This window comes from Vibrio sp. AND4 (genome assembly GCF_000171815.1).
Taxonomy (GTDB): domain Bacteria; phylum Pseudomonadota; class Gammaproteobacteria; order Enterobacterales; family Vibrionaceae; genus Vibrio.
In genome coordinates this window covers 203,273-223,521 of the sequence record NZ_ABGR01000003.1, presented here as the reverse complement: position 1 = coordinate 223,521, position 20,249 = coordinate 203,273, and the positions used below count along the sequence as shown (strand labels likewise).

General features: G+C 45.2%; 18 protein-coding genes. 8 read left to right on the top strand and 10 right to left on the bottom strand.

Annotated elements, in window-relative coordinates; genetic code table 11:
• Nucleotides 1-95 precede the first annotated feature (95 nt).
• A complete protein-coding gene (gene glgB / locus AND4_RS06255) occupies nucleotides 96-2,348 on the top strand; it encodes a 1,4-alpha-glucan branching protein GlgB (protein WP_043991501.1) in 2,253 nt (750 codons plus the stop codon).
• Between the two features lie 141 nt (nucleotides 2,349-2,489).
• Nucleotides 2,490-3,164 (top strand): monofunctional biosynthetic peptidoglycan transglycosylase, encoded by a 675-nt coding sequence (mtgA, locus tag AND4_RS06250; RefSeq protein ID WP_009842086.1) that lies wholly within the window; start codon nucleotides 2,490-2,492, stop codon nucleotides 3,162-3,164.
• A gap of 264 nt (nucleotides 3,165-3,428) precedes the next feature.
• Here mtgA and AND4_RS06245 read toward each other — a convergent pair whose 3' ends face one another.
• Nucleotides 3,429-4,601 (bottom strand): multidrug effflux MFS transporter, encoded by a 1,173-nt coding sequence (locus AND4_RS06245; RefSeq protein ID WP_009842085.1) that lies wholly within the window; start codon nucleotides 4,599-4,601, stop codon nucleotides 3,429-3,431.
• A gap of 187 nt (nucleotides 4,602-4,788) precedes the next feature.
• On the opposite strand from AND4_RS06245, the gene AND4_RS06240 reads away from it, so the two are divergent.
• From AND4_RS06240 to AND4_RS06220, 5 genes are all read left to right on the top strand, one after another.
• Nucleotides 4,789-5,589, top strand: coding sequence for a helix-turn-helix transcriptional regulator (locus AND4_RS06240; protein WP_009842084.1), 801 nt, complete (start codon nucleotides 4,789-4,791; stop codon nucleotides 5,587-5,589).
• Between the two features lie 242 nt (nucleotides 5,590-5,831).
• A complete protein-coding gene (locus AND4_RS06235; protein WP_009842083.1) occupies nucleotides 5,832-6,578 on the top strand; it encodes a nucleoside recognition domain-containing protein in 747 nt (248 codons plus the stop codon).
• Nucleotides 6,578-7,045 (top strand): YjiG family protein, encoded by a 468-nt coding sequence (locus AND4_RS06230; protein ID WP_009842082.1) that lies wholly within the window; start codon nucleotides 6,578-6,580, stop codon nucleotides 7,043-7,045. Before AND4_RS06235 ends, AND4_RS06230 begins: the two co-directional genes overlap by 1 nt.
• 9 nt (nucleotides 7,046-7,054) lie before the next feature.
• Nucleotides 7,055-8,179: a M20 family metallopeptidase gene (locus AND4_RS06225; protein WP_009842081.1), complete on the top strand. Its 1,125-nt coding sequence runs from the start codon at nucleotides 7,055-7,057 to the stop codon at nucleotides 8,177-8,179.
• Between the two features lie 212 nt (nucleotides 8,180-8,391).
• Nucleotides 8,392-8,766 carry a YkvA family protein gene (locus tag AND4_RS06220; RefSeq protein WP_009842080.1) on the top strand — a complete coding sequence of 125 codons (375 nt, stop codon included), beginning with the start codon at nucleotides 8,392-8,394 and terminating at the stop codon, nucleotides 8,764-8,766.
• 88 nt (nucleotides 8,767-8,854) lie between these two features.
• Here the strand turns inward: AND4_RS06220 and AND4_RS06215 are convergent, their stop codons facing one another.
• The 8 genes from AND4_RS06215 to AND4_RS06180 form a co-directional block, all read right to left on the bottom strand.
• Nucleotides 8,855-10,159: a dicarboxylate/amino acid:cation symporter gene (locus tag AND4_RS06215; RefSeq protein ID WP_009842079.1), complete on the bottom strand. Its 1,305-nt coding sequence runs from the start codon at nucleotides 10,157-10,159 to the stop codon at nucleotides 8,855-8,857.
• Nucleotides 10,160-10,630: 471 nt separating this feature from the next.
• Nucleotides 10,631-12,781, bottom strand: coding sequence for a polysaccharide biosynthesis tyrosine autokinase (locus AND4_RS06210; protein WP_009842078.1), 2,151 nt, complete (start codon nucleotides 12,779-12,781; stop codon nucleotides 10,631-10,633).
• A gap of 29 nt (nucleotides 12,782-12,810) precedes the next feature.
• A complete protein-coding gene (locus AND4_RS06205; RefSeq protein WP_009842077.1) occupies nucleotides 12,811-13,251 on the bottom strand; it encodes a phosphotyrosine protein phosphatase in 441 nt (146 codons plus the stop codon).
• 70 nt (nucleotides 13,252-13,321) lie between these two features.
• Nucleotides 13,322-14,443, bottom strand: coding sequence for a polysaccharide export protein (locus AND4_RS06200; RefSeq protein ID WP_009842076.1), 1,122 nt, complete (start codon nucleotides 14,441-14,443; stop codon nucleotides 13,322-13,324).
• Nucleotides 14,444-14,990: 547 nt separating this feature from the next.
• Nucleotides 14,991-15,713: an oxygen-insensitive NADPH nitroreductase gene (gene nfsA / locus AND4_RS06195; RefSeq protein ID WP_009842075.1), complete on the bottom strand. Its 723-nt coding sequence runs from the start codon at nucleotides 15,711-15,713 to the stop codon at nucleotides 14,991-14,993.
• A 95-nt stretch (nucleotides 15,714-15,808) separates the two neighbouring features.
• Nucleotides 15,809-16,507, bottom strand: coding sequence for a flavin reductase (locus tag AND4_RS06190; protein WP_009842074.1), 699 nt, complete (start codon nucleotides 16,505-16,507; stop codon nucleotides 15,809-15,811).
• A gap of 44 nt (nucleotides 16,508-16,551) precedes the next feature.
• Nucleotides 16,552-17,052: a fasciclin domain-containing protein gene (locus tag AND4_RS06185; RefSeq protein ID WP_009842073.1), complete on the bottom strand. Its 501-nt coding sequence runs from the start codon at nucleotides 17,050-17,052 to the stop codon at nucleotides 16,552-16,554.
• Between the two features lie 80 nt (nucleotides 17,053-17,132).
• The gene (locus AND4_RS06180) at nucleotides 17,133-18,614 is read right to left on the bottom strand and encodes a deoxyribodipyrimidine photo-lyase (protein ID WP_009842072.1); all 1,482 of its coding nucleotides are present in this window, start codon (nucleotides 18,612-18,614) and stop codon (nucleotides 17,133-17,135) included.
• 106 nt (nucleotides 18,615-18,720) lie between these two features.
• Between AND4_RS06180 and AND4_RS06175 the strand changes: the two genes are divergently transcribed.
• Nucleotides 18,721-19,026: a DUF6482 family protein gene (locus AND4_RS06175; RefSeq protein ID WP_009842071.1), complete on the top strand. Its 306-nt coding sequence runs from the start codon at nucleotides 18,721-18,723 to the stop codon at nucleotides 19,024-19,026.
• A 63-nt stretch (nucleotides 19,027-19,089) separates the two neighbouring features.
• Here AND4_RS06175 and AND4_RS06170 read toward each other — a convergent pair whose 3' ends face one another.
• The gene (locus AND4_RS06170) at nucleotides 19,090-20,070 is read right to left on the bottom strand and encodes a rhodanese-related sulfurtransferase (RefSeq protein ID WP_009842070.1); all 981 of its coding nucleotides are present in this window, start codon (nucleotides 20,068-20,070) and stop codon (nucleotides 19,090-19,092) included.
• Nucleotides 20,071-20,249: the final 179 nt, after the last annotated feature.

The following is a 20,249-nucleotide window of genomic DNA, read 5'->3' as shown; positions in this document are numbered from 1 at the left end:
TACTAAGCGTAGTAAATGACGCGTCATGTTAATTTGTTATAACGCTCGACAATGTTGTTTAAAAATTTGATTGGTATTATTGGCTGGGACACTCGATGTTCAGAAACCATTTGGAGAATATCGGTGCTAGGGAGAAGGATTTGAACACCAAGGTAAAGAAAAAGTACCAACGTGCTTACCAATTATTAGCTGAGGCGGCTTACTCAGACCCATTTGCGTCACTTGGTCCATTCATTGATGATTCCGAGGGATCGTTACGCGTGTGGATGCCGGGTGCAGACACAGTAGAACTGTTGATCAGCGGTGAACCTCGTATCGAGCTCGATCGTGAAGGTGAAAGTGGCTTTATTTTAAAACAGAAGCGCGATTTGCACTCGATTCACTATCAACTTGTGGTGAATTGGGGGGGGATCGAACAGCTCATCGACGATCCTTATCAGTATCACAACATTTACCAAGAATACGAGCACTTACATACCCCCAAAGACATGTACCGTTATATGGGCGCGCAGTTTGTGACCATAGAGCGTGGTGGTGAAAATATCTCAGGTGTGCGTTTCCTGGTTTACGCGCCTCATGCTACCGCAATCAGCTTGGTGGGAAGCTTCAACCAGTGGGACGGTCGTCGTCATCCAATGCAGCGTCTCGATTATGGTATCTGGGGCTTGTTCATTCCTGGTTTGGAAGAGGGCGTACAATATAAATTCGAGCTTAAAGGACCAAATGGGGAGGGGCTTCCTCATAAACAAGATCCTTGGGGCTTCTATTCAGAACAGTACCCGTCGTTTGCATCGATTACTTACGACCACAACCGTTACCAATGGCAAGATGCAAAATGGCAAAAACGTCCAGTGACGCAGAAACGTGATGAAGCTTTGTCTTTCTACGAACTGCACGCAGGCTCTTGGAAACGTAACGAAGACGGCGATTTCCTAAACTACCGTGAACTGGCTGCTGAGTTAGTTCCTTACCTTGTAGACATGGGCTACACCCACGTTGAGCTGATGCCCGTTTCAGAACACCCATTCTTTGGCTCTTGGGGTTACCAACCAGTAGGCTTGTTTGCGCCGACGAGTCGTTACGGCTCACCAGATGATTTCAAATTCTTTGTCGATGCGTGTCACCAAGCTGGCTTAGGCGTGGTATTGGATTGGGTACCTGCACACTTCCCATCCGATGATCATGGCTTAGCGAATTTTGATGGCACACCACTGTTCCACGATCCCGATCCTCGTCGTGGTTGGCATCAAGATTGGAACTCGTACATCTATGACTTAGGGCGTGAACATGTGCGTCGTTTCCTTGTGTCAAACGCGTTGTACTGGTTCGAGCAATTCCATATTGATGGAATCCGTGTCGATGCGGTTGCTTCAATGCTCTACCTAGACTATTCGCGTAGCCACGATCAGTGGATCCCAAACATGGATGGCGGCAACGAGAACTACGACGCGATCGCAACGTTAAAGTGGATGAACGAGGAAGTATACAAGCACTTCCCGAACGCTATGACCATTGCAGAAGAGTCGACCGCCTTTCCCGGCGTATCTGCTCCTACCTTTATGGGGGGCTTAGGTTTTGGCTTTAAATGGAACATGGGTTGGATGCACGACAGTCTTTCATACATCAAAGAAGACTCTATTCACCGCAAATATCACCACAATACTGTTACTTTCCCGCTTGTTTACGCACACAGTGAGAACTACGTACTGTCACTATCTCACGATGAAGTGGTGTACGGCAAAGGCTCTATTCACAATAAGATGCCGGGTGATGAGTGGCAACAAACCGCGAACTTACGTGCCTACTTTGGCTACATGTACGGTCAGCCGGGTAAGAAACTCAACTTCATGGGTGCTGAGCTTGGCCAAACTGCGGAATGGAACCATGATGACCAGTTACAGTGGTTCTTGCTGGAGTTCAGTCGACATCAAGGCGTACAAGCACTGATTCGAGATTTGAACCACTTGTACCGCAACGAATTGGCGATGCACGATCAAGATTGTGTGCCTGCCGGCTTTGAATGGCGTTTACAAGATGAAGCCGAAGCAAGCATTCTAGCCCATGAGCGCATCGGTAAGGGGGGCGAGCGTGTATTAGTGATCAGCAACTTCACACCAGTGCCTCATGAGCATTTCCGATTGGGTGTACCGATGAATGGTACATATGAACTTCTGCTTAACACCGATGATGCCAAGTACGACGGCAGCAGTTTTGAGATGTTAAACCGCGTCGAAACGCAACAAGTTGAGAGTGAGTCATTACCTCAGTCTCTTGAGCTACGTTTGCCACCGCTGTCAACCATCTTCTACAAATTGGTAAAGTCAGCTGGATTGGCGAAACACTCTTAACTCGTCTCCATGCTTAATCAAGACTAAGCCCGCTTTACAATGTAAATCGGGCTTTTTTGACCTACTTTTCACTAACGATAGACAGACTTCATACTTTATAATCACATCATATTGTTTTAGGAAATCAAGCTAGGTCAGACTTTGAAAACATTAAAAGTCATTATTTTCAGGTTCTTATTGGTGCTTTTGCTTTTGCCAGTCATGCTTGTTGGTGCAGTGAAATATGTCGATCCGCCAATTTGGGGATGGAAGTTAAGCCGTATGATTTCTTCTCCTGATGGCTTTCCTAAAGACAGCCAGAGTGAATGGGTACCTCTGAGCGAAATGTCCAAGCACATTCAGTTAGCGGTAATAGCCACGGAAGATCAAAAGTTTCCCACTCATTATGGTGTGGACTTTGCCTCTTTGTTCAAAGTGATTTCAGAATCTGGCGAGGACGGCCCGTCTCGTGGTGCGAGCACCATCACTCAACAAACCGCAAAGAACGTGTTTCTGTTTCCTTCCCACTCTTATTTACGCAAGGGGTACGAACTTTACTTCGCCCTCCTGATGGAAGCGATGTGGAGCAAACAACGCATTTTGGAAGTGTATTTGAATGTGGTTGAGTTTGGCCCAGGTATTTATGGCGCGGAGGCTGCAGCGCAAAACTACTTTGGTATTCCAGCAAAGCGACTTTCAACGCGTCAAGCAGCGAGACTTGCGGTGGTGCTGCCAAATCCTTATCGCATTAAAGTCTATCCGCAGACCTCTTATACCGTCAGTCGAGTGAATTGGGCGATAAGGCAAATGCGCAATCTTGGCAGCGTGCAGCTTTAGTTCCGTAAAATCATACATCTATGAATGGAATACAGCATCAATAAAGGCATAATGTGTGTTGCAAAGAAGGCCCTGTTTGATGGGCTAGGTGTTATTCGGCTTTACGGCGGTGATGAAGTCGGCATCAGCATAGATTGATAGATTGATAGATTGATAGATTGATAGATTGATAGGCAGATGACGGTTTTAGGTCCTAGCCCCTTCCCACTGGAGTGTGAGAAGGGGAAGGGTTAATGCTGGTTGGCTTTTACACCATCATGATGCTCAAAAATCGATATCAGAGGTTTTGAAAGTCGCCAGCTCAACAAGATTTTTCAACAGTGAAATAGTACAAGCAATGCCAGCACAGCCTATCAATGTTATCGCTAAATCACCAAATTCAGCAGCTCTATGAAGGCCAAAGCCGATGACCAGATAATAGAACAAGCCTAATAGTGCTCCTGCACTCCCCAGGTGGTCACGATAGTGAGTTAATGCGCCACTTAACAGGTTTGGAATGGCCAGCCCAAATGACAACGACACTAATACCACAGGGATGAAAAACCAGACTGACGCTTGCATGATGAACACGCCAAACCCGCCAACCAGCAGTAGACACGATGCAAACATCACAATTTTTTCGTGACTTAAATGCATGCGAATTAACTTCATATTGATAATAGAACCCAATACGGAACCCAGTGCGAGTACAAATCCGGTATTGCCGAAAAAGTTAACACTTGCGCCCAGCTTTTCGAACATAAACGGTGCGATACTGTAATAAGAAAATAACGCAATATTAAACAGACCTACCATGAGTGTGATATACCAGATATGTGCATCGCTGAGCATCTTTATACCCACTGACAGCAGGCTATCGCTCTGGGTGTGTTCTGGTTTTGTCTCTGGCAATTTGAACAACGACCAAATCAATAGCGCAACGATGAACACCACCATGGCGAAGAAAACCCACTGGTAACCGCCAAGTGACGTTAGCCAACTGCCAGCCAGCATTCCGATCACAGGACTGATACCGATTGAAGTACCAACAATCGAAAATACGTGGCTGAGTTCTTTGCCATGATAGCCATCACGAATAATGGTTTGCGTACAAACGGAGCCAACAGCCGCGCCAAAAGCGCAACAACCAAAACCGGTAAGCAACAAATTGAACGTAGGTGCAAGCATGGTAAAAATGGCCGCAACAATAAAGACAACAAGCCCTAATATGGTTGACACTCTTCGGCCTATCACGTCACACATTCTGCCCCAAAAAACCACGCCGAAGGCGAAAGCGACAAAGAAAATTGACATCGCTTGTGCTGCTTCATTACTGCTAACACCAAATGTATTCTTCACAGAGGTCAGGGCAGGGCTGTACATTGTCTCTATAATTTGTGGAAACATTAAGAGCACCACGGCCAATGGAATAGACACTTTTTCTATTAATTTATTCATGGTTAAGTTCTCAAAAATACCTCTATTACTGAACGCCTTTCAACTGCTTAGCGTGATGTTGAATGGCATTCGATTACGTGTTTCACGTTTGGTCATCTACGTGATATTGAAAAGTATAGCGGTACCTTGATTTGGGACTATAATGAGAATGAAACATAAAACATCAAAATAAGGACAGGTGGTATTAATGGCGTTGCTTTCTAAAGGGGAACATTTTTGTGCTGAAGAGCATAATGGCTTGGTCATTGGTGTCGCAGCTGAGATATCGGATCATGATTCAGGTGTGCATTTCCATGCGAAAGATCAATTAATTTCCTCCCAACATGGCTGCATGACGATAACACTTGAAGACGTAAAGTACGTCCTGCCCCCGATGAGAGCGGCATGGATTCCCAGAGGGACATCGCACAATGCTCAGTCAACCAATGTGGCGCAATATCGCTCCCTCTATTTTGATCCTTCGCTAGCCTCACGTTTACCGCGAAAAATTCGGATTTTCGATGTCACACCTCTGATGAGAATCCTTATTGATAGGATGTCATTTTGGCCCTTTGATAAACCAGAGAGTGAACAGATCAATACGTTGAATTTGTTTATAGAAGAACTCAACGACTCTGAAGATGTTTACTTGCAACTGCCGTTACCCAAAGATTATCGATTGCAGTCGTGGATCTCGAAGATAGACGATGAAGCGTTTAGCGCCCCTTCTTTGGCAAAGTTAAGCCAATTAGTCGGAGCGAGTGAAAAGACGATAACAAGAATCTTTAACCGTGAGACAGGCATGCCCTACCAGAGTTGGCGTCAACAATGGCGTTTACTGGGAGCAATTGAGCTATTGTCGAGTGGTATGAGGTTATCGGATATTGCGCATCGGCTGGAGTTCTCAAGTGATAGCGCATTCATCTACTTTTTTCGTCAAAAGACGGGGACCACACCGATGAGTTACCTAAACAGTGAGCCAAGTTTTGGGGGGAGCACCCATAAGTAACCCATCTTGGAGTTATTTGGGTAGATATGCAGCTAATAGACAACATTTGCCGCTCACTAGATAAATATTCCTTATCTAGGTCATAAATGTTTATTATTTTTCAAATGTGACTCAAATCATAAAATAAAACTTCATCATTGAGCAGTGCTAATGTTCGGTCGATGGCTTGATTTTGATCATCTCTCTGACACACCTTTCAAGACATCATCTATGTGTTCTGTTCCACATATATAGGTGAATTTATGACAAGCCCTGTTCATGCTGAGCGCAAGGTAACGATCGGGTGTTATATTGCACTCGCGTTTGCGGTTGTGTTTTTTTCTGGTCTGATGCAATCCAACGAATGGTTCGGTGTATTCGACTTTACAACGCTTAATGGCTCTTTCGGTAAAGTCGCTTATGGCGTGACGGAAGGTGCGGATGGTGCGATACAGGCCGCGACGACCTCTTTCCGCGGTACTGGTGGTAGCGGTGCACGTGACGGTTTCATTTTTGCGCTTACGTTGATCCCAACCGTCATGTTCGCACTAGGTATGATTAACGTCCTTGAGCACTACGGTGCCCTTGAAGCAGCTCGTAAACTACTTACTCCCCTTCTACGTCCTCTAATGGGCATTCCAGGCAACTCAGGCTTAGCTCTGATTGCTTCTCTACAAAGCACTGATGCAGGTGCGGCGATGACGCGTCAACTCAAAGATGAAGGCCACTTAACCAAGCGCGAAACGGACGTGTTCACCATGTTTCAGTTCACTGCAGGTGCAACCATAGTGAACTTCTTCTCGTCGGGTGCGGTGTTATTCACGCTGACAATGGCGGACGGTTCTCTAGCGGTAACGTCTTCAATCGGTTTGGCCGTTGTGGTGATGTTCGTATTTAAGATCATTGGTGCGAACCTATTCCGTATCTATCTAAATATCACGGAAGGCAAAGAAGACAAGCAAGACAAAAATCAAAATCAAGCGGATAACCTAAAAGAGGAGACGGCATAATGGGTGACGTTAATGCAAAAAAACCGATGGTGACGGATATCTTCGTCGAGGGTGCTAAGAAAGGTTGGGTCATTGCCACTACGTCGACCGTTCCTAACGTACTGATGGCGTTTGTGATCATCAAAGCGCTGCAAATCACAGGTGCATTGGATTTGATGGGAACGGTGTTTTCTCCAGTCATGGCCGTGTTTGGTCTTCCGGGTGAAGCCGCAGCAGTATTGATCGGTGCTTGGATGTCGATGGGGGGAGCGGTTGGCGTCGTCATTACATTGTTTGACCAAGGCATCCTGAACGGCACGCATATTGCGATTCTTGCGCCAGCTATCTATTTAATGGGTTCTCAAGTTCAATATATGGGGCGAATCATGGGGCCTATTGGTACTGAGGGACGTTACATTCCAATCATGATTGCAATTTCAGTGTTGAACGCGTTTGGTGCAATGCTAGTTATGAACCTTTTTGTCTAGGAGTAAGTCATGCAATTTTCTCTAAATGAGTATCTTGAAGAGCTACGCCCGCTGATAAATGTGGATTGCGGAACTTACATGACCGATGGTATTAAATTTATCGCCTCTCAATTTGAAGAGAAGTACCGAGCGATGCCGGGTTGGAGCGTAAAACACATCGACTGTGGTAAAGCTGGTGTGGGGCTAGAAGTCCGAAATAAGCCGGAAACCGAGCACATTGACGTGATGCTAATCGGTCATATGGATACCGTTTTCCCTGTAGGTACCGCTGAGCTTCGTCCAATGTCTCAAGATGCCGAGAAAGCTTACGGACCAGGTGTCTCTGACATGAAATCCGGTTTGTTAAATATCGTGTACACGATGCGCAATCTAGACCGAGCTGTATTGGATAAGTTGTCTATTGCCATTTGTATGAACCCAGACGAGGAGACAGGTTCTCTAGATTCGGTTGACTGGATTCAGTCGGTAGCGAAAAACGCTAAGCATGTACTGGTTGCGGAAGCAGCACGTGCAGATGGCGGCTTAGTCAAAGCGCGTAAGGGAATGGCTCGTTACAAAATGGTCTTCAACGGCATTGCTGCTCATGCGGGAAATGAGCCAGAACGTGGCCGTAGTGCCATCACTGAGATGGCGAATTGGGTTTTGGCAATCAATGCGATGACGAATTTTGAATCTGGCACCACATTGAACGTGGGTATCGTCGCTGGTGGTCAGGGTGCAAATATCGTCCCCGAACATGCTGAAGCGGTCGTGGATGTGCGTTTCTGGAGCAACGCAGAATACGATGATGTTGATAGCAAGCTAAACGGCATGCTGGAAACGCCATTTGTTAACGGTGTGAGTATCAAATTGGTTCGAGAGGCCTACAAGCCGTCTATGGTGCCAAATGTGCAAACCGAAAAACTGATGACATTAGTTGAGGAGGCGGCAAGTGAACTGGCGGTCGATATCAATTGGAAAGAAGTCGGTGGCGGTTCTGATGCAAACAATACGGCAATTCTTGGCGTTCCAACGTTGGATGGCCTGGGACCTGTTGGTGCAGGTTTCCACAGTGACCAAGAGTACTTGTTGCTCGAGTCTATTGAACCACGTATCAAAATGCTAATGCGCATAGTGGAGAAAATTGCTCAATAGGACTTTTGGCTTTAAAGCGTGATTCCCAAAGCGACTGTTCTTGAAGTGACTATTCTTGAAGCGACTGTCTCTAAAGTTATCACTCCTAAAACCATGCTCCCCTGACCTAGGTTGGGGGATTTTTCTTTCTTCATTTTTGTCTCTTATTGTTAATCCTACGTTCAGGTTTCTTCCTTTATACTCGTGCCACAGTCATAAATGTAGGAGGCACGATGACCACAAACATGCCTGTAAATTCGTTGTCCGATGACGCCTCAGATTTAACGTTGCAAGCGCCAGATGAGAAAACTTTCTGGTGCAAAATGAAGCGCTCCGTTAAGAAAGTGAGCGAAGAGCTTGCCGTCATGGGCATCAAATCATGGCTTGCGATGACAGACTCCAATACCTCTGTTCGCCATAAAGCTATTTTAGGCGGCGCACTGACTTATTTCGTTTTACCCACGGATATGGTGCCAGATATGTTAGCGGGTATCGGTTTTACCGATGATATGGCAGCGCTGACATTGGCTGCTAACTCGGTAGGCAGTGCAATCACCGCAGAGCATGAAAGCCAAGCGAGAAACAAGCTGAGCTCAATGACAGAGTAGTGATTTAATCTCCAAATAAAACGAAAGCCCCGATGTTTCCATCGAGGCTCCCATTTAGACCTCTGCAAAATAGTAATCGAAGGGCGCTCTAGGCATCTTCGTGCTTAAGGTGTACTTTTTCTTCTGCCACGCCAGCTGCTGGGTCGTTGAAGCGGCCTTCATCCAATGCCCCTTCTGATTTAGCAACAATGATAGTCACTGCGCTGTCACCAGTGATGTTGACAGCGGTGCGAATCATGTCAAGCAGACGGTCAACACCCATGATGAGAGCGATGCCCTCGAGTGGTAGACCCACTTGGTTCAACACCATAGCCAACATAACGAGACCTACACCTGGGACACCTGCGGTACCGATAGAGGCCAGTGTTGCCGTCATGATGACCATTAGGTAGTCACCCATAGTAAGGTCGATATTGAATGCCTGTGCGATAAACGCCGTCGCCACGCCTTGCATGATCGCCGTGCCGTCCATGTTCACAGTCGCACCTAGTGGTACTGTGAACGATGATACGCGGTTCTCAACACCCATGCGGTGTTTAGCCGTTTCCATAGTTACTGGAATGGTTGCATTTGATGATGCGGTAGAGAAAGCAAACATGATCGCATCTTCCATCTTACGTAGGAACGTAATTGGGTTGAGACCCGTGAAACCTTTTAGCATCAAGCTGTATGTCACAAGACCGTGTAGCAATAATGTCCCTGCTAGAACAGCGAAATACTCTGCTAAGTTGAAGATTGCGTTTAAACCAAGTCCTGTAAACAGTTTCGCCATCAGGAAGAAAACACCATAAGGTGCTAAGTTCATCAGGATTGCAACCAGTTTCATTATGACTTCATTGAGATCAGAGAAGAATGTGGCGATACGCTCACCTGGCTTACCTGCTGCGCTGATCGCAATACCGAACAGTACCGCAAATACGATCACCTGTAGAGTTTTTCCCTCTGCCATGGCGTTGATTGGGTTTGTCGGGAACATATCAATTAGCACCTGTCCCAAAGAGGGGGCTTCGGCTGATTTGAATGAACTTGCTGCGGTTAAGTCTGCACCAGCTCCCGGCTGGAATAAAGTACCCATCGTCAGCGCAAGTGTGATTGCGATGGCAGTCGTTGCTACGTAGAAAGCAAGGGTTTTACCACCCATGCGACCTAATGTTGATAGATCTTTTAGAGAGCTTGTACCACAAACTAACGAAACGAACACCAGTGGTACCACAAGCATTTTTAAGCTGGCCACGAAGATCTGGCCGCCAACTTCGAATAATCCATTTACAATGTAAGCGTCGACAAATCCGCTGTCGGTGAAAAGTGTGCGAATTGCAAATCCTGTCAAGATACCCGCTACCATACCTAAAATTACACGGCTGGTAAGCGACATCGGTTTCTTGGTATTCATAAGAACATTCCTTATAGTTATGCACCTTGGGTTTAATTCAAGCTGGCCAGCAGGTTAGCAGTGGAGTGGGAAAATACGAAAGAATAGTCTTATGATTGTTTTGTGAATGTGATCTTTATCACCACAGGAAACCAACTGATAACAAAGTTGCAGCAAATTCGTGGTGGTGAAGGTATAGGTTAACGATTTTATCAAACTTACATCCTTTGGTGATGGTTTGATACATTTATAAATCGTTAGAGAATAGTATTTAGAATTGAGGAAAAAAGGACGCAAAGTGCATAACTAGGCATCTAGTGTTTATGTTCTGATTGGGCGTTTTCTTTAGTGTTGAATGAGTCTGTTGTTGGTCATAAGAGCGATGTTTACAAATCGTCCTAGGCTTTAAACAAAAAGCTCAAGTACCCTAATTTAGAAGCAAGCCTCGCGGCAATGGCGAGGCTTTGCGTTTATATTTAACAGGCCGCTAAATTACTCACTTTTGTAGGCGTAGTTGTAATAACCATAACCGTATGAGCTTGCTGCTTTTTTCTCGATTGCATTGAGAATAATACCTTTCACTTCGACACCAGATTGTTCAAATCGACTGCGAGCGACTTCAAGCTCTTTGGATGTCGTTTGTTCAAATCTTGCCACCATCAAAGTGGTACCAGCAATTGTACCAACGATACTTGGATCGGTAACTGCCAGTATTGGCGGTGTATCTATGATGACGAGGTCGTACTCATGTGATACCTTCTCCACAAACTCAGCAAATCGTGGATGCATCAAAAGTTCAGAAGGGTTTGGCGGTGTTTGACCACGAGTAATAATGTTTAAATTTTCAACTTTGGTTGGTTTAATCACAGTGTCTAGATCAATCTTACCGCTCAAGAAATCAGAGAGACCGTTGTCAGCTGTCAGACCGAAGCACTGTTGTAGATAACCTTTACGCATATCTGCGTCGATCAATAGTACCTTCTGACCTGTCTTTGCTGCTACTGCTGCGAAGTTGGTCGATACGAATGTTTTACCGATTGAAGGCGCAGGGCCAGAAATCATCAGAACGTTGTTTTTCGCTTCCATCATCGCAAAGTGAAGGCTGGTACGTAAGCCACGCAGTGATTCAATGGCGAGGTCGGCAGGGTTTTCTTCTGCGAGTAGACGTAAGCTCTTATTGTCCTTGCGTTTCAGTTTGTTTGCTATGTCCAACTGTTGTACAGACTTGGGAACACTGGCGTAAACAGAAATACCAATCTGTTCAATCTCATCTGGAGACGTGACGCCGCGATGAAAAGCGGTTTTAACTAAAACGAAAGCAACGGCCACCATACCGCCTAATAGTGTTGCTAGAACCACGATGAGAGGTTTTCTAGGCTTTATAGGAACGGCGTAAGACTGCGCGCTATCAATGATGCGAACATTACCAACGGTACCAGCTTTAATAATGTTTAATTCTTGGACTTTATTAAGAAGTTGGATGTAAATCTGTTGGTTTACTTCCACATCACGAGTCATACGCAGAACTTCTCGCTGTGTTTTCGGTAACTTCTGAACTTGTCTGTTTAAGCGAGCTTTTTCTTGAAGTAGTGTTTTTCGTTTGTCTAACAGTGATTTATAAGCAGGGTGGTCGTGTGTGAATTTTTGACTGATTTCACTCTCTTTAAATGTCAGCTCATTGAGTTGTGCTTCAAGAGCGACCATGACCTTAAGCGTTGATTGTGCTTCAAGGTTTAAGTCGATAGATTCGTTTTCTTGCCTAAAAACATTCAACACATCTTCTGAGCCGTTTAGTTTTACTTTAATCTCTGGCAGATGTTTTTCTAGGAAGTTTAGACTTTGCTCTGCTTCCGCTGAGTTTCTTCGCACATTTTGCAAGAAATAGCTTTGCACGACTTCATTCAAGACTTGTTGGTTACGTTCAGGGAATTCGCCTTCAATGCTCAATGAAATAATGCCAGTTTTAGTGCCTCGCTCTGAGATAGTCAGTTTTGAAGCTAACTGATTAACAGCGTCTAGCCTGCTGATTTTAACAATTGAAAACTCATCTTTGTTTTGTGCAACCAGCTCACTGACTTTTAAACGATAACCATCTTTTTCAATGGTTTGTCCAACGACGCCAGAAAGTACAGTTTGATCTTTAATCATCAGATCAAAAGCACCTTTATCAGCATCGGTTACAACTAAGTGATGTTCTAAACCTTGCGCTGTACGAGGTACCTCAAAAGTCGGCACTGAAATGTAATCTTGAGTGCTATTGATACGAGCCAGTCCCTTACCAACGTAAGGTAGGTAAGTTGGGGTGGCTATGGTCGTCAAGTTAAATTTATCGACGGTATCACCAAGGATCATGCGAGATTTGATGATTTCAATTTCTGTTGTCGCTGAAGATTCTGCGGCGAAAAGGTCGCCCATATCACCAACCATCGCCGAAACACCGCCAGAGCTTTTTTGTTCAATCTGAATGAGCGCATCCGCTTTGTAAATTGGGGTCGACAGTAATGCAACCGCAATTCCGATTGTGGCAAAGAAGAGTGTAATACCAATGATGAACCATTTTGCATCAATCAATACGCCAAATAGTTTGCCTAGATCGATTTCATCATCAGTGGATGCAGGTGAACTTATAGTGTGGTTAGCCATTATCTTTGTATTTCGCCAAGTAGTCTGAGTTATATTCTTTTTGCCCATGCATGAGCGGATTTTTCAATCAGAGAAAATGCATGGTCGAATGCCTCTCTGCTTTGCCTGTAAGGGTCTGGAATGTCGATAGAGTTGATCCAATGTCCAAATAGCATGGTTTTCCCTCTTGCTTCGGGAACCATTTCTGTTAGTGCATCTATATGACCATGCTCCATTACCAAGATAAGATCTTGTTTCGCGCACAGCTGTGCGGTCAGCTGTTGCGCTTGATGATCCGCAAGAGAGACACCTTTGTTTGAGGCTATCTGTGTTGCAGTTTCATCTGCTGGTTTCCCCGTAAGGCGACTTTTTTCAACCGCAATGCCAGCTGAAGAGATGGTTTTATCTGGCAGCAGTCGTTGAAGGATTCGTTCCCCTGTCGGAGAGCGACAAATGTTACCTACGCAGACGACAAGAATGTTAGAAAACATAGATTGTTCCTTATTAATCACTATTGAAAGAGCTTTATTGTTTTATTCAGCCCTCTCCAGGTAACTCGAACTACGGCCATTTCCGGACGCGTAGGACACCTTCTGTAAGCTCATTAAACCCAGAAATTGTTGGTACTAGTTGTGCGATTACGCGATTCCAGCGACTGATCGGTGCTGCGGTCACATACACAATGTCATAAGGCTGTAAGTCAAACTCGGTGCCAATGACTAATGCTGCAGCGTCGGAGACGTCAAGTTGATAGATGTTGCCTAATACTTGAGCGTTTTTTGACTTTCTTACGACAAACACACCGGTTGCATCTGCAGAGAGTTGATTGATGCCTCCAACATTGCTTAGTGCTTCTGTCAGACTCATACCCGCGCGATCGATTTTCAATAGCTTAGGATCGTTTACTTCCCCCATTACAAACACTTTTTGCGTGTCATTTCTCGGGACATGTACGATGTCACCTGACTGAAGCAATCGATTTTCAGTGAGATCACCTTCTTGCATCAGGGCATAGAGGGAAAGGTGTTCGACTTTACCTTGTCGTGTCAGAGTGACATTCCGCCAATCCGCATTTTTTGCTAAGCCGCCAGCAAGGTTAACGGCATCGAGCAGCGTTAGTGGGATATTGGTGATAGGTTGTTGCCCTGGCTTGTTAACTTCACCAGTGATGTAAGACTTTTTGGAACGAAATGCCGCAACACTAACATCGACTTGGGGAGTCTCGATGTATTTCGCTAATTTTTTCGCCAGAACGGTACGAATCTGACGGACATTTTTACCCGCAACCTCAACAATGCCGATGTATGGGTAGAAGATGGTGCCGTCAGCATGTACCCAGTTGCCAGCTTCTTCTGAGCTACGATACGAACCTGCAGGAATAGTCAGTTCTGGATGATCCCAAATCGTGATATTTAGAATATCACCAGGCCCTACTTCATATTCATAAGCGGCGAGATCCCGTTCAAGTGTTGGGTTGGCTCTAGTCTCAAAACTTGGGTCTTTCAGCTGAGAGACTTTTTCAAGCGTTAATGGAAATACATTGAAGTCGACTTCAGCACCGACATTGTTTTCTTGAACAATGTGCTTATTACCCGTGGACAAGTGACTGCCTGGAATTGTGCATCCAGTGATCAGTACAGAAGATAGGAGTAAGCCACCTAGCTTTATATAATTAAAATTCATGTTTTTATTCATCTGACGAAGAGGGCGAGTTGCCAAGAGCGATATTATTTTTACCCAAACAACACGTCATCTCTTTATCGGGCAGTGTTACTGCCTTTTTATAGAACGCTTGGTAGTAAACGGGTTGCATCTGGAGATCGAACTCTAAAGAATTTTTTGTAGTGGGGCAATAGACGATAAATAAATAAAAATCCATAAATGTATAAATTTTTTATATTTTATGAGAGCTGTGATGTGTTTTTTCTGTGAATGGCTTTGTTATAAGCTCTTATTTTTCTTTGTAGCTCATAATTTGCATGTGTATGTAAACTTAAGGTTGATATTTATGTGGTGAATCTATGAAATAAAATCACTAAATTTATCTTAATTTGTGATTTGGATCTCATTTTTATTTGTTGGTCAATGTTCATCTGTCATAATGCTGACAGCATTCTGTTTGGTCTGTGTCAAAAGTTGATTGGAGTTGGAAAGTAGGTGAAAAAACGTTCAAGGCCTCATGAAGGGCCTTATTTGAGTTGATTGTTTTGTGACTAAAATATTCAGGTTCTCAGCGTTTCGCCAGCCCTTTGCTGTTCAAGTAAGGTAGGATATGAGGTCGAGACTCACCTGCTAACTTTCCGGCAGTTTCCTGTGACCATGAACTTTGCTTTTGGTTACTTGTACGGTTCGCGTAGTAGGCTTGCATGGTTTGATCATAGCTTTGGATATCGTCCAAGTTCAGTTTTTGGTATTGATTTTCATGAACAATGACATGCGTAGGAAGGCGTGGCTTTGTTTCTGGATTCTGATCTGGGTGACCTAGGCACATGCCAAACAGAACGGCAGTGTTTTCAGGTAAACCTAAAAGCTCATCCACTTGCACCGCGCTATTTCTCAATCCTCCAATGTACACTCCCCCTAATCCTAAAGACTCGGCGGCAAGTAAACAGTTTTGTGCCATGATGCCTGAGTCTACAGCTCCAATCAGAGTCAATTCGGTAAAGTCAGCTTGTACGTGTTGATTGATGATCTTATGACGCTGGTAGTCGATACAGAACACTAAAAATTCCGCAGCGTTCTCGACGTACGTTTGGTTACCTGAATATTGTGTCAACAGTTTGCGCTTTTCTTCGTCTGTTACGCGAATGACCGACACGACTTGTAGCATGCTCGAAGAAGAGGCGGCTAACCCAGATTGGAGAATCAGTTGTAATTGCTCACTTTCAATTGGTTCCGAGGTGAACTTACGGATCGAGCGATGACTGTGAATGGTTTCAATCGTGCTGTTCATGATGAATCAAATTCCTTAGTTTGTTCTGAGTCTTGATTGGCTTTCACCATAGCGCTAATTATTTTGGACGTAAACCAACATTGAACCTCTGGGAATTACAAAAGCTTGTCCATATCCACTTCAAGCGCTCCCCAAGAGGACGGTTCACCCTCTCGTGTCAGTGGAAAGAGGCCTGAGTTTGGCTTAGCATAACTCAGTCGGTGCAGGCGCTGCGTGACGTGATAGCTGTCGAGTCCTGAAATCGTAACCAGGTCAAGAATCTCCAAATCCAGATAACCGTCAGGCATGATGGCTTTCTCGGAGACCTGTACCATCTCCACTTCACCGACTAACATCTCTGTTTGATTACTTTCAATCTTAATATGTTCTTTCAACACCAGGCCCATTTTGAGATTACTCTCTAGGACAAATGGCGCAGGAAACGCATCATCGCAATAAGGTGTGAGTCCTACCTCCTCAAACTCTGATGTCTGTTTAGGGTAGCGGGCTGAGGTTTGATGTGCTTTTTGCACGAAATCGACGCCTATGGCATTTATCGTGAAATGTTTGGTGTCGAGAATATTTTCTAACGTGTGCCTTCTGCTGTTGTGGGGCCGAACGATAAATCCGAACAGCGGCGGGTTAGAACCTAGATGAATCACAGAACTGACGATGGCAAGATTAACTTGCCCATGCCGATCTACAGTGCCGATTAAGTTCGCGCTTTTGTAGCCAGAAAGGGAGTTGACCAATCGGGTCCTTTGGCGCAGCTCCATAGACTGAATGTCGTACTTAGATAATTTTACATGTTCCATGTATTTAAATGGGCGGGGTTTCCGCCCTCTCATGTTGTTGGTTGTTATTTCGGCATCAGCACGCTGTCGATGACGTGTATCACGCCATTTTTAGCTTGTACGTCAGTAGCGACAATCGTTGCGTTGTCTATGGTGACGTTATCACCGGAAACCTGGAACTTGACGTCCTGCCCTTGAACCGTAGTGGCTTGTTCTGTTTTTACCACATCCGCCGCCATTAATTTTCCGGGCAGAACGTGGTAGGTCAGTACGGAGACCAACTTATCTTTATTCTCAGGCTTCAGGAGCATCTCGACGGTGCCTTCAGGTAGCTTAGCAAAGGCTTCATCGGTGGGGGCAAACACAGTGAACGGACCTTTACCTTTCAAAGTCTCTACCAGTCCAGCGGCTTTGACTGCAGCCACTAAAGTATTAAAAGAACCGTTTGCTACGGCTACGTCAACGATGTCATTTTTCGCCATACCATGTTCGTGAGCGGTTGTCGGCAGTGTAAATAATAAGCTAGCGAACAAAACGGTTATTGTTGCCAAAGTACGTTTCAACATAATGCATTCCTTGTGTTGTTTGGGTACTGCTCACTCCCTGATAAAAGTCCTTGTTTGTACGCGAGCGCTTTTCTGGTCGATCAACCAGCATTCTTTTTGAGCGAGGGACGGACGTGAAGGGCCAAAATTCTGCTCCCTTCGGCTTTAACATCTTCGCGTTTTCGCCAAGCCCACAATCTCTCTCTGGCCGCTTTTGCACTGTTATCCAAGTCGATGATAGGGGCAAGGTAGCAGGAGTCTGGATCAATCTGATACATCACGGTTTCCATTGCGGTCATTTTCCACGGTTCGAATAACAAGGGCGTTGGAACCATCGCAAGTTCTGGAATCCATTTGTGAATGAACTTGCCGTCAGCATCGTGCTCTTGTGCTTGTTTCGTCGGATTGTAGATGCGAATTGTGTTGGTACCTGTTACTCCAGCTTGCATTTGAAATTGTGGGTAATGGATACCCGGCTCGAAGTCGAGGAACAATTGGGCCAAGTGAGCCACGCCATCCCGCCAGTCCATGTTCATGTGATGCGTTAAGAAGCTCACTAACATCGCGCGCATGCGAAAATTGATGTAGCCAGTGTGATGAAGGCAGCGCATGCAAGCATCGATAAGAGGTATCCCAGTACTGCCTACTTTCCAAGCCTCTAATGCTGTTTGATCTTGAGAACATGCTTGTCGTAGCAAAGCCTCATAGGCTTGGTTTACACAGCGAAACTCCATTTTACACTCAGATTCAAATTTCTGAATAAAATGACAATGCCAATGAAGCCTCGAAGACAGTGCTATCAAACTGCGACGAAACCCAGCCAACTGCCAATGCTCTAGTAAATACTGATATACCTCTCTAAGCGAGATATTCCCCCAAGCTAAATAAGGGGAAAGGCGAGTGCAAGCGGTGCGGGACGCCGATGGGCTAGAAATGCGACGATAGTAATCTCGTCCTCGTCGTTGAAAAAAATCGTCCAGTGTTTGCCAAGCTACCGAGCTACCGCCAGTTTGCATGCCTTTTGTTCGCACTGTCCATGACGGGGGCGGCGTGAAGGAGCAGTTTAGTGTGTCATTGCTGAGAGAAATAAGGGATGCATTTTTAAGTTCTGGATTTCGGATTGCAGCTCGCATGACCGCGTTCCAATGCTTATCCCACCCGAGTCGGTCTTTTGCCCCCCGAACGACTGCTCCATATTCAAACTCGTGCCACGGGATACCTTGCGCTTGAAGCCAGTTTGCAACCTGCTTGTCTCGCTTGAATGTGCAATTCAATCCTATTTCTTGATGTGAGAATACAGCACTGATGTCAAATTGGGTTTGGATCGCGCTTAAGCAATCCACGACGTTGCCAGATAAGACTAAGATATGCTGACCATAGTCGGCAAGCTGTGCGTTCATATCCTGTAGTGATTGCCAAACAAAGCGCCAATGGCGTTCGGAGTAATGTGGATCTTCCAGTAACATTGGCTCAAAAACATAAAGGAGCAATGTAGGGTGTCCTGAGGATAAGGCGTGTTGTAGAGCGAGATGATCGGTAAGACGTAAGTCTCGTTTAAGCCATAATAAGTTGATTGTTTGCATCGGAGCCCTCGCGTTTTTTTGTTCTACGCACGGGAGAGGTAAATTTCTCACTCAGTGATCGTTTTTATTGCTGCAAACGTAAAGACCCGGTGCAAGGAGGTACTTTATGCCGATACCACTCAGTAAATTGGAAAAATTCTTCTACATTGAAGAGCTTGTCATTCACTCTCTCGATCTTGCTTTGTACCAAGCATCAGTGATTGTTGATGGAGAGGAGCACTATGTAACGGATGAAAAAGGAAAATTTTTGAGGGCGCACTCGATATTGGAATTACAAAAGCAGTGTCGTAACTTGAAAGCGTTGAAACAGGTGCTTCGTCAGCAAAGTGCTTATGACGAAATGGTCGGACAACCTTGTAGAAGCGGTTCCAACGAACTTGAGGTGTTACTAAAAGACAACAACCTGTACTAGTGCCAAAGCGTGAGGGAGGAAACGTAACTGAGCGAGCCGATTAAGCAGCTCGCACCTTCATTGTTATGCTTTTTTGCGCTGCGCCTCTTTCTTAGCCAGCTTGTCTGATCGACGCAGTTCACGTTGTTTAGCACTCTCACCGCCCACATGCTGTTCACCGCGCAGTTCAGCTAATGCGACCTGTTTTTCACGTTCGCGGAAGCGCGCAACTTGCTCTTCACTATGCTGACCAAAACACTTCGGGCAGCTTACGCCTCGTTCAAATTGTTGCGATTGCTTGTCTTCTTCGGTAATTGGAAGTCGACATGCGTTACACAAATCGTAACCTGCTTTTTCTAGTTGATGATTAACCGCAACGCGACCATCAAATACGTAGCAATCGCCTTCCCACAAACTTTGTTCTTGTGGCACTTCCTCAAGGTATTTCAGAATGCCGCCTTCGAGGTGGTACACCTCATCAAAGCCCTGTTCTTTCATGTATGCTGTCGACTTTTCACAGCGAATACCACCAGTACAAAACATCGCGACCTTTTTGTGTTTCTCAGGATCCATGCTTTGTTTAACGTACTCAGGAAATTCGCGGAATGTTTGAGTGCTTGGGTTAACTGCACCTTTAAAAGTGCCGATTTCGATTTCATAGTCATTGCGGGTATCGACCACAAACACTTCTGGATCGGCGATCAAATCGTTCCAATCTCTCGGCTTCACGTAAGTACCTACTACGTGACGGGGGTCAATACCTTCAACGCCCAATGTCACGATCTCTTTCTTCAGTTTCACTTTAGTGCGATTAAACGGTTGAGTGTCTGAGTACGACTCCTTATACACAATGTTACTAAGTCGAGGCTCTGCCTCCAGCCAAGCAAGTAAGGCATCAATATCTTCGCGTTTCGCTGCGACCGTACCATTAATACCTTCATTTGCTAACAACAACGTGCCGTGAACTTGGTGTTTTTCCATAAGAGCAAGCAATGGCTCGCGCAGCTCTTGGTAATTTTCCAACTCTACAAATTTATATAGGGCGCAGACAACATACTGACTCATGATAATTCCTTACTTTATGGTTCGATACTCTAGCGACACAAGAGAATCGGTACCTAATAATTTTAGCGGCTAGGAGTATACCTGAGTAATTTAGTCGGAAATACGGACAAGCTATGTGGATATGTTGTCGCTTGGTTCTGTCTACAGTTGATTTGGGTTCGAAGTGTGGAAAATGACAG

What these genes read in the sequence shown, in the direction of transcription:
- glgB (WP_043991501.1), top strand. Translation starts at nt 96, where the DNA reads ATGTTCAGAAACCATTTGGAGAATATCGGTGCTAGGGAGAAGGATTTG.
- AND4_RS06245 (WP_009842085.1), bottom strand. Translation starts at nt 4,601, where the DNA reads ATGAATAAATTAATAGAAAAAGTGTCTATTCCATTGGCCGTGGTGCTC.
- AND4_RS06240 (WP_009842084.1), top strand. Translation starts at nt 4,789, where the DNA reads ATGGCGTTGCTTTCTAAAGGGGAACATTTTTGTGCTGAAGAGCATAAT.
- AND4_RS06235 (WP_009842083.1), top strand. Translation starts at nt 5,832, where the DNA reads ATGACAAGCCCTGTTCATGCTGAGCGCAAGGTAACGATCGGGTGTTAT.
- AND4_RS06230 (WP_009842082.1), top strand. Translation starts at nt 6,578, where the DNA reads ATGGGTGACGTTAATGCAAAAAAACCGATGGTGACGGATATCTTCGTC.
- AND4_RS06225 (WP_009842081.1), top strand. Translation starts at nt 7,055, where the DNA reads ATGCAATTTTCTCTAAATGAGTATCTTGAAGAGCTACGCCCGCTGATA.
- AND4_RS06220 (WP_009842080.1), top strand. Translation starts at nt 8,392, where the DNA reads ATGACCACAAACATGCCTGTAAATTCGTTGTCCGATGACGCCTCAGAT.
- AND4_RS06215 (WP_009842079.1), bottom strand. Translation starts at nt 10,159, where the DNA reads ATGAATACCAAGAAACCGATGTCGCTTACCAGCCGTGTAATTTTAGGT.
- AND4_RS06210 (WP_009842078.1), bottom strand. Translation starts at nt 12,781, where the DNA reads ATGGCTAACCACACTATAAGTTCACCTGCATCCACTGATGATGAAATC.
- AND4_RS06205 (WP_009842077.1), bottom strand. Translation starts at nt 13,251, where the DNA reads ATGTTTTCTAACATTCTTGTCGTCTGCGTAGGTAACATTTGTCGCTCT.
- AND4_RS06200 (WP_009842076.1), bottom strand. Translation starts at nt 14,443, where the DNA reads ATGAATTTTAATTATATAAAGCTAGGTGGCTTACTCCTATCTTCTGTA.
- nfsA (WP_009842075.1), bottom strand. Translation starts at nt 15,713, where the DNA reads ATGAACAGCACGATTGAAACCATTCACAGTCATCGCTCGATCCGTAAG.
- AND4_RS06190 (WP_009842074.1), bottom strand. Translation starts at nt 16,507, where the DNA reads ATGGAACATGTAAAATTATCTAAGTACGACATTCAGTCTATGGAGCTG.
- AND4_RS06185 (WP_009842073.1), bottom strand. Translation starts at nt 17,052, where the DNA reads ATGTTGAAACGTACTTTGGCAACAATAACCGTTTTGTTCGCTAGCTTA.
- AND4_RS06180 (WP_009842072.1), bottom strand. Translation starts at nt 18,614, where the DNA reads ATGCAAACAATCAACTTATTATGGCTTAAACGAGACTTACGTCTTACC.
- AND4_RS06175 (WP_009842071.1), top strand. Translation starts at nt 18,721, where the DNA reads ATGCCGATACCACTCAGTAAATTGGAAAAATTCTTCTACATTGAAGAG.
- AND4_RS06170 (WP_009842070.1), bottom strand. Translation starts at nt 20,070, where the DNA reads ATGAGTCAGTATGTTGTCTGCGCCCTATATAAATTTGTAGAGTTGGAA.